The 12,963-nt window shown below is 62.9% G+C and carries 12 protein-coding genes; 1 reads left to right on the top strand and 11 read right to left on the bottom strand.

The window, feature by feature from the left end:
• Positions 1–41: 41 nt before the first annotated feature.
• The 3 genes from IB262_RS26745 to IB262_RS26735 all read right to left on the bottom strand — a co-directional run bounded on the left by IB262_RS26745 (position 42) and on the right by IB262_RS26735 (position 2,500).
• Positions 42–1,544 carry an HWE histidine kinase domain-containing protein gene (locus tag IB262_RS26745; protein WP_112975169.1) on the bottom strand — a complete coding sequence of 501 codons (1,503 nt, stop codon included), beginning with the start codon at positions 1,542–1,544 and terminating at the stop codon, positions 42–44.
• 198 nt (positions 1,545–1,742) lie between these two features.
• Positions 1,743–2,297 carry an RNA polymerase sigma factor gene (locus IB262_RS26740; protein WP_034794051.1) on the bottom strand — a complete coding sequence of 185 codons (555 nt, stop codon included), beginning with the start codon at positions 2,295–2,297 and terminating at the stop codon, positions 1,743–1,745.
• An 8-nt stretch (positions 2,298–2,305) separates the two neighbouring features.
• On the bottom strand, positions 2,306–2,500 hold the full coding sequence (locus IB262_RS26735; RefSeq protein ID WP_034794063.1) for a NepR family anti-sigma factor: 195 nt from the start codon (positions 2,498–2,500) through the stop codon (positions 2,306–2,308).
• A 153-nt stretch (positions 2,501–2,653) separates the two neighbouring features.
• On the opposite strand from IB262_RS26735, the gene IB262_RS26730 reads away from it, so the two are divergent.
• Complete coding sequence (locus IB262_RS26730; RefSeq protein WP_112975170.1) at positions 2,654–3,448, top strand: response regulator; 795 nt, start codon at positions 2,654–2,656, stop codon at positions 3,446–3,448.
• A 457-nt stretch (positions 3,449–3,905) separates the two neighbouring features.
• Here the strand turns inward: IB262_RS26730 and IB262_RS26725 are convergent, their stop codons facing one another.
• The 8 genes from IB262_RS26725 to IB262_RS26690 all read right to left on the bottom strand — a co-directional run bounded on the left by IB262_RS26725 (position 3,906) and on the right by IB262_RS26690 (position 12,782).
• Positions 3,906–5,489, bottom strand: a complete 1,584-nt coding sequence (locus IB262_RS26725) for an FGGY-family carbohydrate kinase (protein WP_112975172.1) — start codon at positions 5,487–5,489, stop codon at positions 3,906–3,908.
• Between the two features lie 148 nt (positions 5,490–5,637).
• On the bottom strand, positions 5,638–6,306 hold the full coding sequence (locus IB262_RS26720; RefSeq protein ID WP_112975173.1) for an HAD family hydrolase: 669 nt from the start codon (positions 6,304–6,306) through the stop codon (positions 5,638–5,640).
• A 6-nt stretch (positions 6,307–6,312) separates the two neighbouring features.
• A complete protein-coding gene (locus IB262_RS26715) occupies positions 6,313–7,797 on the bottom strand; it encodes a mannitol dehydrogenase family protein (protein WP_112975174.1) in 1,485 nt (494 codons plus the stop codon).
• A 40-nt stretch (positions 7,798–7,837) separates the two neighbouring features.
• Positions 7,838–8,611, bottom strand: coding sequence for an L-iditol 2-dehydrogenase (locus IB262_RS26710; RefSeq protein WP_034794082.1), 774 nt, complete (start codon positions 8,609–8,611; stop codon positions 7,838–7,840).
• Positions 8,608–9,609 carry an ABC transporter ATP-binding protein gene (locus IB262_RS26705; RefSeq protein ID WP_112975175.1) on the bottom strand — a complete coding sequence of 334 codons (1,002 nt, stop codon included), beginning with the start codon at positions 9,607–9,609 and terminating at the stop codon, positions 8,608–8,610. Before IB262_RS26705 ends, IB262_RS26710 begins: the two co-directional genes overlap by 4 nt.
• Before the next feature lie 11 nt (positions 9,610–9,620).
• The gene (locus IB262_RS26700) at positions 9,621–10,451 is read right to left on the bottom strand and encodes a carbohydrate ABC transporter permease (protein WP_034794097.1); all 831 of its coding nucleotides are present in this window, start codon (positions 10,449–10,451) and stop codon (positions 9,621–9,623) included.
• A gap of 5 nt (positions 10,452–10,456) precedes the next feature.
• Complete coding sequence (locus IB262_RS26695) at positions 10,457–11,329, bottom strand: sugar ABC transporter permease (protein ID WP_060518902.1); 873 nt, start codon at positions 11,327–11,329, stop codon at positions 10,457–10,459.
• Between the two features lie 142 nt (positions 11,330–11,471).
• A complete protein-coding gene (locus IB262_RS26690) occupies positions 11,472–12,782 on the bottom strand; it encodes a sugar ABC transporter substrate-binding protein (protein ID WP_060582418.1) in 1,311 nt (436 codons plus the stop codon).
• Positions 12,783–12,963 lie beyond the last annotated feature (181 nt).

The raw sequence follows: 12,963 nt of genomic DNA, 5'->3' as shown, positions 1-12,963 counted from the left end.
AACCAGTTACGGACTCGTCCGCCGCGACTGCGATCAACGCCTTAAAGCGGCAGGCGAATGAGCGCCGTGACGCCGGCCGGCAGATATTCCACCTTGACCGAGCTGCCCAAGACCTTGTCGAGGCTGCGCTCGATCAGGATCGAGCCGAAGCCGCGCCGCTTCGGCTCGCGCACCGGCGGCCCGCCGACTTCGGTCCAGGTGAGATGCAGAACGTTGTCGCCATCCTCGATCATGTTGCGCGCCGTCAGAACCACCTTCCCCTTCGGCACCGACAGCGACCCGTATTTGACGGCGTTGGTGGCAAGCTCGTGCAGAACCAGACCGAGGCCGACCGCCTGGTCAGGCCCGAGCGATATCTCGTCCTTGTGGATCTCGATCTGCTCGGCATAGCAGTTGACATGCGGCAGCAGCTGCTTGGCGATGAGGTCGGCGAGCCGGATGGTGCCCCATTCGTGATCGGAAAGCAGGCCGTGCGCTTCGGAGATCGCCTGCAATCTCCCGGCAAAGGCGGTCATGAATTCCGCCGGATCGCTGGTCTGGCGCAAGGTCTGACGGGCGAGCGACTGCAGCATCGCGAGCGTGTTCTTGACCCGGTGGTTGAGCTCCTTCAGCAACAGCCGCGTGCGCTGTACCGACGCCTGCTGGTCGGTGACATCGATCGTGACGCCGATGAACGTCAACGGATTGCCCTTGCTGTCGCGATCATGCACGCGGCCGCGCCCGAGCAGCCAGCGGCCGGTGTCGCCGACGCGGAACATGCCGTCGTACTCGTCGTCGGCCTTCATCGCCTGGCGTAGCTTGGAAAAAGTCGCGCCGCGATCGTCGATATGGATCGCTCCGAAGATCTCGCGGGCGCCGACGAAGCTGTCGGCCGGCAGTCCGAACATGCGTTTCATCGCGCTATTTCCGGCAATGACCCCGGAGCGGATATCCCACAACCAACTGCCGATGTTCGCTGCTTCGAGCGCCATTGCGTGGCGCTGCTCCTCGCGTGACAGCGCCGCCTCTTTGAGCGCGCGCCGGCGCGCTTCGTCCTTGATCTTGAAGAGGGAAGCGGCCAGCCCGGCGAGCCGGCTCAGCTGGTCCATCAGCGCCTGCGGCACGTCGGCGCGCGGCTTGTCGTCGAGAACGCAGACCGTGCCGACGGCCTGCCCGTCGAGCATGATCGGCGCGCCGGCATAAAACCGCAGGAACGGCGGCCCTACGACCCGCGAACGTCGCATGAACCGCGGATCAGTCGATGCGTCGAGCACGACGAGACTGGCGTCGGCTTCGGCCGCCACCTGCACGCAGAAGGACTCCTCCGACGACGCCCGGCTCTCCGTGGTTCCGACGGCCGCCTTGAACCATTGCCATTCGCGGTCGATCAAGGTCACCAGCGCAATCGGCGCGTCGAAGAGGCCGGCCGCAATTTCAACGATGCCGTCGAAGTCCCGATCCGGCACCGCCATGTCGGGCACGGTCGCGTGCAAGACGCGCAGACGTTCAGGCGCGTCGAGCAGCGTCATGACGGGCGGGTCTGTCCTTTCAGTCCTCATGCGCATTCGGTCTCAATTCCCAATCTGAGCGGCTTGGGGAGCCCTTGCAGGCTGCACCCGCATCTCGCTCGGTTCTGGGCATATCGACCCAAAATCGTCATGATTTGCGCTCTGCCTCCACCACCCGCGTGCCCCCTCGGGCACAGGCGTCAGTGAAAGCAGGACACCGCCGCTTTTGCAACGGTGTCCGGCTCGAAACTTTCCTCAGGAAACAAAGGCGCGCGACGTGATCGGGGCCGACGTCTCGTCGGGGCCGTAGTCGTTTTCGCCCTTCACCTGAAGAATGTCCTGCAAGCGCTGGCGCGCGCGGTTGACACGGCTCTTGATCGTTCCGAGCGCGCAGCCGCAGATCGTGGCCGCTTCCTCGTAGGAAAAGCCGGAAGCGCCCACGAGGATGATCGCTTCACGCTGGTCGGGCGGCAACATCTCCAGCGCCTTGCGGAAATCCTGCAGGTCCAGCGAGCCGTATTGTTCAGGATGATGGGCGAGAGACTCGGTGAAATGTCCGTCGCTGTCCTGAACTTCGCGTCCGCGCTTGCGCATCTGGCTGTAGAGTTCGTTGCGCAGGATGGTGAAGAGCCAGGCCTTCATGTTGGTGCCCATCTCGAAGTGGTCCTGCTTCGCCCAGGCCTTCATGATCGTGTCCTGAACCAGGTCGTCGGCACGGTCGTGACGTCCGATCAGCGACATGGCGAAGGCACGCAGACTCGGCAACGCGGCCAGCATCTCACGCTTGAAATCATTCTTTTCGGATGACATTCCGGTACTTACTCCCTGCCCTGCAGCGCCGATTGCTGCTCGGCCGCGTCGAGTTTTTCCAGAAGATCGAGAAAACGCGCGGGTATCGCCTCTTCCTGCACGGACTGATAGAGCGCCTTCAGCTTCGCTGCAATTTGCGCATTTGGATCTTCTGTCCATAAGGTCGTGCCGGTGGTCCGCCCTGCCCCTGTTTTATGTTTCATTTTCAAACTGTCGCCTTCAAGTGTCGAAATCGCCAAAACTGTCCATAGCCGCCATAACGCTGTTGAAAATTGAAATGTTCCCTCGCGGAACCTTTTTTTACGCGGAGCGTTCTCGCAACGTCACCGTAAAACGATTTTCGAGGGAGTTCCTCTATGACTTTGTCCACGCGGATCGCACCGCTCCTGCCGTATCTGCGCCGCTACTCACGTGCGCTAACCGGCTCGCAGACATCAGGCGACGCCTATGTTGCCGCCGTTCTCGAAGCGCTGATCGCCGACACGTCGATTTTCCCCGAAGCAAGCAATGATCGCGTTGGCCTGTTCCGCCTGTTCACCTCGCTCTTCGGCTCCTCGTCCGTGCTCGTGCCTGAACCAGTTTCTCCGTTTGCCTGGGAGCAGCGCGCGTCGATCAATCTCGCAACCGTCTCGCCGCTTGCCCGCCAGGCATTCCTTCTGGTCTCGGTCGAAGGCTTCCGGCCGGAGGAAGCGGCCGAAGTTCTCGATGTCAGCATCGACAAGGTCGCCGGCCTGCTCGATCGCGCCTCGCAGGAAATCTCGCGCCAGGTCGCGACCGATATCATGATCATCGAGGACGAACCGCTGATCGCCATCGATATCGAGCAGATGGTCGAGAGCCTTGGCCATCGCGTCACCGGGATCGCCCGCACGCGCGACGAAGCGATCGCGCTCTACAAGAAGACACGGCCGAGCATGGTGCTTGCCGATATCCAGCTTGCCGATGGCAGCTCCGGCATCGACGCGGTCAACGACATCCTGAAGACGAGCGCCATTCCGGTGATCTTCATCACCGCCTTCCCGGAGCGGCTCCTGACCGGCGAACGGCCGGAACCGACCTTTCTGGTCACCAAGCCGTTCAACCCGGACATGGTCAAGGCGCTGATCAGCCAGGCTTTGTTCTTCAACGAATCCACCAAGGCGGCGGCCTGAGCGCGACTGCATGTTTCCCTCGACTGTAAGCGGTCGAGGGGGCATGCGCCGATCCAGATCTTGCAGCGGCCCGCGTCTTACGGCGCGTAGGCCGCTGCAGGTCGTTTCGGGAGTTGTTTGGCAAGATTGCCGGAACGTCCCGACGAGAACTCTCTGAGCTGACATCAGCAATTTCGTCACTGGACCTGCGCATTCACCGGCGGCTTCTGCCAATCTGCGCGTACCACCACACTTGGCCAGGTTTCTCGCAAAGGAAGCCCCCTGAAAACACAACAGCCAGTGCCGAGGGAAGGCACTGGCTGGTATGTGCAACTCACTCGGGGAGTGTGAGTTGTAGGCCGGCGGTCTGCCTCCGGCGCCGCATTGGGGGCTATGCGCGCCACCGTCCGGTCAACAACAGAATGCGCGACACGGAAAAAGGTTCCATGACCCCGCAACAACCTTTTCGGCGGAGCCGTCACGCCATCTTGTCGAGCTCGTCACGATGGCGATAGAGCGCCAGGAAGCGGCGATAGTCGCGATCATAGGCGTCGCGAACCGCCGTGTTCGGCAGGCGCTCGTGCCCACCTGACGCCATTTCGGCGCCGGCCGCGGCGAGATCCGCGTGCATGCCGCCGGCAACCGCTGCCGCCATTGCCGTTCCGAGCAGGACGGCATCCGGCGCTTCCGGCGCCACAACCCGGCAGCCGGTAACGTCACAATAGAGTTCCATGAGCAGCGCGTTGCGCACATGGCCACCGGTGACGTGCAGTGTGTCGAGTTGGTAGCCGACCTCGCGCATCATCTCCAGGATATGGCGGATGCCGAGCGCGATCGCGACGCAGGTGCGCCAGTAGAGCCGGCAGAGCGCGTCGAAGGAGGAATCAAGCGGCAGGCCGCTGATGACGCCGAGGCCATGCGGATCGGCGAGCGGCGAGCGGTTGCCGTGGAAATCCGGCAAGACATGCAGGCGATCGGCAAAGGCCGCGCCCTGCTCGGCGCGCAGTTCCTGCACCCGGGCGATGATCCGGCCATGGGTTTCAGCGGTCGGTTCGAGACCGCCGCCATGGAGCCGCACGATATGGTCGAGCAGCGCGCCGGTCGCCGATTGCCCGCCCTCGATCAACCAGGCGCCGGGCAGCACCGCCTCGTAATAGGGGCCCCACATGCCGAAACCCGGCTTCATGTCCTTGGAAAAGGCGACGATGCAGCTCGACGTGCCGGCAATCAGGGCCAGCTGTTTTTCGAGCTTCTCCGGCTTGCCGATGAAGCCGCCGACGACGCCGAGCGCGCCGGCATAGGCATCGATCATGCCGGGGGCTACCTGGCAGGCCTCGTCGAGGCCAAGCTCGGCGGCGGCCGCAGCGTTCAGACGGCCGACAGAGCTTCCGATCGGCAGGGTCTCTTCCGGCAGCCCGCCGCGCTCAATGAGATCCTCGAGCCCAATCTTTGCGAGATAGTCCGGCTGCCAGCCGCGCTTCTCATGCGCCAGGTAATTCCACTTGGCCGTCAGCGTGCAGCGCGAACGCGCAGCACTGCCGGTCGCCCGCCAGGAAAGATAGTCGGCAAGATCGAAGAAGAAGCCGGCCTTCTGCCATTGCTGCGGCAGATTGCGCTTCAGCCACATGAGCTTCGGCATTTCCATTTCCGGCGACATCACGCGGCCGGAGAAGTCGAGCACCGGATGGCCAGTCGCCGTGCAAAAATCCGCCTCGGCGAGCGCCCGGTGATCGAGCCAGACGATCGTGTCCCAGCGCGCCTCACCCTTGCGATTGACCGAAAGCGGCTTGCCCTCGCGGTCGCGCACCACCAGCGAGCAGGTGGCATCGAAGCCGATCGCTCCAATATCCTCCGCAGCGATCCCGGCCTTTTCCTTCGCCGCTTTGACGGCGCCGCAGATGGCACGCCAGATATCTTCGGAATCGTGCTCGGCGTGGTTTTCTTCCGGCCGGTTCATGGCGATCGGCAGGTCGGCACGCGCAAGCAACCTGCCCTTGCCGTCAAAAATACCGGCGCGCGCACTGCCGGTACCGACATCGACCGCAACGACGAATTCACGCATCAAAGAAAGTCCCCGCCCCCAAGATCACGATGATTTAGGATCTGCCCGACCCAATCACAACCGCGATCGATTGTCATGAAGGAGAGCGGACGTGCGGGCGGAAAACCGCACACATGTTCCTCGTCCCGCTCCCGTTTCGTCCCTGCTGCTATCGGCCGACAAACTGTAGCAATTCGCCCATGTCGTCAAACAGCGCGTCGGGACTGAGAGCGGCAAGACTCTGCCGGTGCCTGTCGGTGCGCGCGTGGCTGCCGCCGGCAAAGGCAAAGACCCGCATGCCCGCCGCCTTCGCCGCTTCGATGCCGGCCGGACTGTCCTCGACGACGACGCAGTCGTGGGGATCGAAGCCCATCTGGCGGCTCGCGTGGAGAAAGAGATCCGGTGCCGGCTTGCCGTGTTTCACCATGGTGGCGGAGAAGATGTTGGGCTCGAAGAGGTCGATGAGCCCCGTTACGGTCAGCGACAGGCGGATGCGCTCGGGCTGGCTGGAAGAGGCGACGCAACAGGCGCCCTTCAGGCCTTCAACGGCGCCCCGGATGCCGGCGATCGGCTGGAGTTCGGTGCGGAAACGGTCGTAAAGCCGGAGGCGCATGCCTTCGAGAAACGCATCGTCGGTGGCAAGCCCGTATTCGTCGTGCAGGATCGCCGACATGCTTTTGAGGCTGCGTCCGAGAAAGCGTTCGGTCGCCTCCTCGGTGGTCATCGAGACGCCGGCGGCCGAGAGCACGTCCACCAGCACCTCCAGCGAGATCGGCTCGCTGTCGACGAGTACCCCGTCGCAGTCGAAGATCACCAGCCCGGACGCCGCATCCGCCATCGCATTTTATCCCTCAAGCTTGCCGTCCAGATAAAGCTGGAGCGTAGCGCGCGTACCCTTTTCCCAGAGGGTTTTCAATGCATCGGCGAAACGACGTCGGAAGAGATCGGAGCGAACCACGTCGCCGAAGATGTCGCCGAGCGCCAGGAAGGCCATGGGATCGTCCTTGGCGGCAAGCGCTGCCTTGTTCAGCCGGTCGGCGCTCTGGTCGTTGAAGGCGATCGTCTTGCCGCTGTCCGACGTGCCGGCAAAGTATCGGCACCAGAGCGCTGAAACGAGCGACAGCCCGACGACATCCTCGCCGCGCGCCAGCCGATCGGCCGTCGAAGGCAGGATGAACTTCGGCTGCCGGTTGGAGCCGTCCTGGGCCAGCCGCGGGATGGTGTCGCCGATCTTCGGATTGGAAAAGCGCGTCTCGATCAGCTTGTAATAGTCGCCGAGATCGGTGTTCGGCACCGGCGGAATGACCGGGATGATCTCGTCATGCTCCAGCTTGGCAAGGAAGGCGCGGATCAGCGGCTCCTCCATCGCCTCGTGGACAAAATGAATGTCGAGCAAGGCGGCGGGATAGGCGATCGCCGCATGGCCGCCATTGAGAATGCGGATCTTCATGTGCTCATAGGGCGCCACGTCAGGCACGAACTGGACGCCGACCTTCTCCAGGGCCGGGCGACCGAGTGGGAAGTGATCTTCGAGCACCCACTGCTTGAATTCCTCGCAGAACACCGGCCAGGCATCCTCGATGCCGTAGTCGTCGGCGACGATGCCGATCTCGCGCGCACCGGTTGCCGGCGTGATCCGGTCGACCATGCCGTTCGGGAAGGCGACATTGGCGTCGATCCAGTCGGCAAAGGCGGGATCATGGAGACGGGCCAGCCCCGAAACCGCCGCATGGGTAACCTCGCCGTTGCCCGGGATGTTGTCGCAGGACATCACGGTGAACGGCGGCACGTTTTTGCCGCGGCGCGCCTTCAGCCCGGCAACGATCAGCCCGAACACCGTCTTCGGAGCCGCCGGGTTCTGCGCATCGGCAACGATATCGGGGTGGGTCGAGTTGAACACACCCGAGGCCGGATCGATGAAATAGCCGCCTTCAGTGATGGTCAGCGAGACGATGCGGATCGAGGGATCGGCGAGCCTGGCAACGATCCCGGCGACGTCGCCCGGTTCCAGATAGTCGATCATTGCGCCTGTGACATGGGCGCCTGTGCGGTTGTTGTCCTGCTCGACGACGGTCGTCAGGAAATCCTGCGCCGCGAGCTTGGCCCGCATCGTTGCGTCGGAGGGAAGGACGCCGGCACCGATGATCGCCCAGTCCCTGTCGTGGCCGGCGTTGAAGAGATCGTCGAGATAGACGGCCTGGTGCGCCCGGTGGAAGTTGCCGACGCCGAAATGCACGATGCCCGCCGTCAGTTGCGACCGATCGTAGGCAGGCACGCCGGCTTTGGCCTTGATCGTGTCGAGGGCGGCAATTGAGAGTTTGGTCGTCATGATCCCGTATCCTTTCGAGGCTTCACCGACTGGCGCCGGTTCAGCTCATCCAATTGCCGCCATCGACGTTGTAGGTCTGCGAGACGACGTAGTCGCTCTCGGCTGACGCGAGGAAGATCGCCATGCCCGTCAGGTCCTCTGCCGTTCCCATCCGGCCGAAGGGCACCTCGGCGCCAACGAGCTTCTTCTTTTCGCCGCGCGGGCGGTTCTCGTATTTGGCAAACAGCGCATCGACGCCGTCCCAGTGTTCGCCATCGACCACGCCGGGCGCGATCGCGTTGACGTTGATGCCGTGCTTGATGAGGCCGAGGCCGGCCGACTGGGTGAGACTGATGACCGCCGCCTTGGTGGCGCAATAGACGGCGACCAGCGCCTCGCCGCGCCTGCCTGCCTGGCTTGCCATGTTGATGATCTTGCCGCCCCTGCCCTGATCGATCATCTGCCTGGCTGCGGCCTGCATCGTGAACAGCGTGCCCGATACGTTGATCGCAAACAGCCGGTCGTAGCTCTGACGGCTGATCTCGACGATCGGCGCAAGGTCGAAGAGCGCGGCATTGTTGACGAGAATGTCGAGCCCACCCGCTTGCCGGACGACGGCGGCGATCGCCTCGTCGATCGACGCCTGTTGGGTCACGTCCATCTCCACCGCATAGGCGCCGGCGCCGATCTCGGACGCTGTCTCACGCGCCCGCTCGATGTTGATGTCGGCGATCGCGACCGTGGCGCCCTCGCGGATATAGGCCTCCGCGAAGGCACGACCGATCCCTCGCGCAGATCCGGTGATCAGCGCGCTCTTCCCGTCGAGCCTCTTCATCGAACCGCCAGCCCCTTTTCGTCGAACCTGTGGACGCGCTGCGGATCGGGCGTCAGGAAGACCCGGTCACCATGGGTCACGGCGAAATCGCCGCTGACCCGCGCCGTCACCGTGCCGACATTGTCGACATTGACGTGCAGGAAGGTGTCGGAGCCGAGATGCTCGGCAACACCGACCGTGCCCTGCCAGGCTCCGCTCTCCTTCGAAAGCGCCAGATGTTCAGGCCGAATGCCCATCGTGTGCGCCTGATAGGCGGAAGCCGCCGCACCGCTGACGATGTTCATGCGCGGCGAGCCGATGAAGCCGGCGACGAACAGGTTGTCCGGCTTGTGGTAGAGGTCGAGCGGCGAGCCGACCTGCTCGATGCGACCACGATTGAGCACCACGATCTTGTCGGCCATGGTCATCGCCTCCACTTGGTCGTGGGTGACGTAGATCATCGTCGTCTTCAGGTCCTGGTGAAGTTGGCTGATTTCAAGCCGCATGTTGACGCGAAGCGCCGCGTCGAGGTTCGACAGCGGCTCGTCGAACAGGAACGCCTTCGGCTGGCGCACGATCGCTCGGCCGATCGCGACGCGCTGGCGCTGGCCGCCCGAAAGCTGACGCGGCTTGCGGTCGAGATAGTCGGTGAGGTTCAGCACGCGGGCTGCATCCGACACCTTCTTGTCGATGACGGCCTTGTCCTCGCCCGCCATTTTCAGGGGAAAGGCGATGTTGGAACGCACGCTCATATGCGGATAGAGCGCATAGGACTGGAACACCATCGACAGGCCGCGCTGTGCCGGTGGCAGTTCGGTGGCGTTCTTGCCGTCGATGACGATGTCGCCGTCACTGACGTCTTCGAGGCCGGCAATCAGCCGGAGCAGCGTCGACTTCCCGCAACCGGACGGTCCGACGAAGACGACGAACTCGCCATTGTTGATGTCGAGGTCGATCGAGGGGATGACGGCATGGGCGCCGAAGACCTTCGAAACCTTGCTGAGTGTAATGCTTCCCATTGTCGTATCCCTTATTTGACCGCGCCGAAGGTGAGGCCGCGTACGAGCTGCTTCTGCGAGAACCAGCCGAGTATGAGGATGGGGGCGATCGCCATTGTCGAGGCGGCCGAGAGCTTGGCGTAGAACAGGCCTTCAGGGCTCGAATAGGAGGCGATGAACGCCGTCAGCGGTGCTGCCTTGGCGGCACTGAGGTTCAGCGTCCAGAACGCCTCGTTCCAGGCGAGGATGATGTTCAAGAGCAGCGTCGAGGCGATGCCCGGGATCGCCATCGGCGTCAGCACATAGATGATCTCCTTGGAGAGCGATGCACCGTCCATGCGCGCGGCCTCCAGGATCTCGCCGGGGATCTCCTTGAAGTAGGTGTAAAGCATCCAGATGATGATCGGCAGGTTGATCAGCGTCAGTACGATCACGAGGCCGGTGCGGGTGTCGAGCAGGCCGGTGTTGCGGAACAACAGATACATCGGCACCAGCACACCGACCGACGGCATCATCTTGGTGGAGAGCATCCACATGAGCACGTCCTTGGTGCGCTTGGTCGGCGAGAACGCCATCGCCCAGGCGGACGGGATGGCGATGATCAGGCCGATCAGCGTCGAGCCGAAGGAGACGACGACCGAGTTCATGAAGTGCAGGAAGTAGTTCGAGCGGCTTTGCACCTCGTGATAGTTCTCCGTCGTCCAGTCGAAGAAGAACAGCGACGGCGGCGATGCGATCGCCTCGGCCTCGGTCTTGAAGCTCGTCAGGAACGTCCAGAGGATCGGGAAGAAGATGAGGATGCCGATCGTCCAGGCGACGACGGTCACAACGATCTTTCTTTGGGTGGAGACGTTGCGTGCCATGGTTCTCAAGCCTCCAGCGTCTTGCCGATCATGCGCATTAGGAAGAATGCGACGATGTTGGCGAGGATGACCGCGATGATGCCGCCGGCCGAAGCACCGCCCACGTCGAACTGCAGCAGGGCCTGCGCATAGACGAGGAAGGTCAGGTTGGTGCTCTGCGTGCCCGGGCCGCCATTGGTGGTGACCAGAATTTCGGCAAAGACCGAGAGCAGGAAGATCGTCTGAATGAGGATGACGACGGTGATCGCGCGGGAAAGATGCGGCAGCACCAAGTAGATGAAGCGGCTCAAGGCGCCGGCGCCATCCATCTGCGCTGCTTCCTTCTGCTCCTCGTCGAGCGATTGCAGCGCGGTCAGTAGGATCAGTGTCGCGAACGGCAGCCACTGCCAGGCGACGATCAGGATCACCGACATCAGGGGTGCGTTGGCGAGAAAGTCGAAAGGCTGCAGCCCGAAGAGCTTGGCGATCCAGGCAAAGAGCCCATTGACCGGGTTCATGAACATGTTCTTCCAGACGAGTGCCGCGACCGTCGGCATGATCAGGAACGGCGCGATGACCAGAATGCGCACGATCCCCTGCCCGAACATCGGCTGGTCCAGCAGAAGCGCCAGCGCGATGCCGCCGATGACAGTGATGAACAACACGCCGAGCACGATCGCCAGCGTGTTGAAGAGCGCCTGGAAGAAAGCGGGATCGGTCAGGAAGTAGCTGTAGTTGGAAAAGCCCGCGAACTCCTCCATCCCCGGCATCAGAAGATTGTAGCGCAGGAACGAGAAGTAGATCGTCATGGCCAGCGGAACGATCATCCAGGCCAGAAGCAGAAGCACCGAAGGCGCAATCATCAGACGCGCGGCGGAGCGGGTGTGCAAGGTCGCCATGGCGTCCCCCCAAATGACGGAATTCAACGCTGTTTCGAGATCGGGTCGGGCGGCGCGTTTTTCCGCGCGAGCCCTGCGGCTACCTTCGGGATTTACCGGGGCGCCAGCCATTTGCGGCCAGCACCCCGGGCCCTTGGGAGCCTTACTTGATGTAACCGGCCTTGGTCATTTCGCGTTCGGTCAGCTTCTGGGCGCTGGCAAGCGCGTCGTCGACGCTCATCTGGCCGGCAAGAGCCGCCGAGAACTGCTGGCCGACCGCCGTGCCGAGACCCTGGAATTCCGGGATCGCCACGAACTGCACGCCGACATAGGGAACCGGCTTGACCGCCGGGTTCTTCGGGTCGGCCGCGTTGATCGAGTCGAGCGTCATCTTCGCGAAGGGTGCTGCCTTCTGGTACTCGGGGTTGGCGTAGAGCGAGGTGCGCGTGCCCGGAGGAACGTTCGCCCAGCCTTCCTTGTCTGCGACGAGCTTCAGATAGTCCTTGCCGGTTGCCCAGGAGATGAACTTCTCGGCCGAGGCGACCTTCTGCGAGCCTGCGGGGATCGCGAGGTTCCAGGCCCAGAGCCAGTTGCCGCGTTTGCCGAGGCCGGTGTCCGGCGCCAGCGCGAAGCCGACCTTATCGGCAACGGTCGATTCCTTCGGGTTGGTGACGAAGGAAGCGGCCACGGTCGCATCGATCCACATGCCGCACTTGCCGGTCTGGAACAGCGACAGGTTCTCGTTGAAGCCGTTGGAGGATGCGCCGGGCGGTCCGGCGTCGTTCATCAGCTTGACGTAGAAGTCGAGCGCGTTCTTCCATTCGGGCTGGTCGAACTGCGGCTTCCAGTTCTCGTCGAACCAGCGGGCGCCAAAGGCGTTCGCGGTCGCCGTCAGGAAGGCCATGTTCTCGCCCCAGCCGGCCTTGCCGCGCAGGCAGATGCCGTAGACTTCGGCGTTCTTGTCTGTGATCTTACGTGCCGCGTCGGCGATGAAGTCCCAGGTCGGCGCGTCGGGCATGGTCAGCCCGGCCTTCTCGAACAGGTCCTTGCGGTACATCACCATCGAGCTTTCGCCGTAGAAGGGTGCCGCATAGAGCTTGCCGTCGATGGTGAGGCCGGAGCGGATCGCCGGCAAGAGGTCGTCGACATCGTAGTCGGCGCCGAGATTGTCGAGCGGCAGCAGCCAGCCCTGCTTCGCCCAGATCGGCACTTCATAGGTGCCGATCGTCATGATGTCGTACTGGCCGCCCTTGGTGGCGATATCGGTCGTCACGCGCTGGCGCAGCACGTTTTCCTCAAGCGTTACCCACTCGAGCTGAATGTCCGGATTCTTGGACGTGAAATCTTCCGTCAGCTTCTGCATCCGGATCATGTCGCCGTTGTTCACGGTCGCGATCGTCAGGGTTTCTGCTTGGGCCAGACCCGACAGTGCGACTGCCGAGCACGTGCCCAGCAGGAAAGTTCTCAAGTTCATCGACTTCCTCCCAGAAGAAATTGAGCATTTGCCTCGCTCATGGGCAATTACTCACTTCTCATGACGAATTGTCAATGCGCATTCGTTGCTGCGGCGCACACAGAAACATTAGAAGATTGTTTTGATTGCCGATTTTTTCGTTTCGCAAATGCGAAAGGACGGCGCTGGGGCCGGCCTTTTC

It is taken from the genome of Ensifer sp. ENS02, assembly GCF_014851885.1.
GTDB lineage: Bacteria > Pseudomonadota > Alphaproteobacteria > Rhizobiales > Rhizobiaceae > Ensifer > Ensifer adhaerens.
The sequence above is the reverse complement of the archived record's forward strand: the minus strand, read 5'-3'. Positions and strand labels throughout refer to the sequence as shown.

What these genes read in the sequence shown, in the direction of transcription:
- IB262_RS26695 (WP_060518902.1), bottom strand. Translation starts at nt 11,329, where the DNA reads ATGGCGACCTTGCACACCCGCTCCGCCGCGCGTCTGATGATTGCGCCT.
- IB262_RS26745 (WP_112975169.1), bottom strand. Translation starts at nt 1,544, where the DNA reads ATGCGCATGAGGACTGAAAGGACAGACCCGCCCGTCATGACGCTGCTC.
- IB262_RS26710 (WP_034794082.1), bottom strand. Translation starts at nt 8,611, where the DNA reads ATGAAGAGGCTCGACGGGAAGAGCGCGCTGATCACCGGATCTGCGCGA.
- IB262_RS26700 (WP_034794097.1), bottom strand. Translation starts at nt 10,451, where the DNA reads ATGGCACGCAACGTCTCCACCCAAAGAAAGATCGTTGTGACCGTCGTC.
- IB262_RS26690 (WP_060582418.1), bottom strand. Translation starts at nt 12,782, where the DNA reads ATGAACTTGAGAACTTTCCTGCTGGGCACGTGCTCGGCAGTCGCACTG.
- IB262_RS26735 (WP_034794063.1), bottom strand. Translation starts at nt 2,500, where the DNA reads ATGAAACATAAAACAGGGGCAGGGCGGACCACCGGCACGACCTTATGG.
- IB262_RS26725 (WP_112975172.1), bottom strand. Translation starts at nt 5,489, where the DNA reads ATGCGTGAATTCGTCGTTGCGGTCGATGTCGGTACCGGCAGTGCGCGC.
- IB262_RS26705 (WP_112975175.1), bottom strand. Translation starts at nt 9,609, where the DNA reads ATGGGAAGCATTACACTCAGCAAGGTTTCGAAGGTCTTCGGCGCCCAT.
- IB262_RS26740 (WP_034794051.1), bottom strand. Translation starts at nt 2,297, where the DNA reads ATGTCATCCGAAAAGAATGATTTCAAGCGTGAGATGCTGGCCGCGTTG.
- IB262_RS26715 (WP_112975174.1), bottom strand. Translation starts at nt 7,797, where the DNA reads ATGACGACCAAACTCTCAATTGCCGCCCTCGACACGATCAAGGCCAAA.
- IB262_RS26720 (WP_112975173.1), bottom strand. Translation starts at nt 6,306, where the DNA reads ATGGCGGATGCGGCGTCCGGGCTGGTGATCTTCGACTGCGACGGGGTA.
- IB262_RS26730 (WP_112975170.1), top strand. Translation starts at nt 2,654, where the DNA reads ATGACTTTGTCCACGCGGATCGCACCGCTCCTGCCGTATCTGCGCCGC.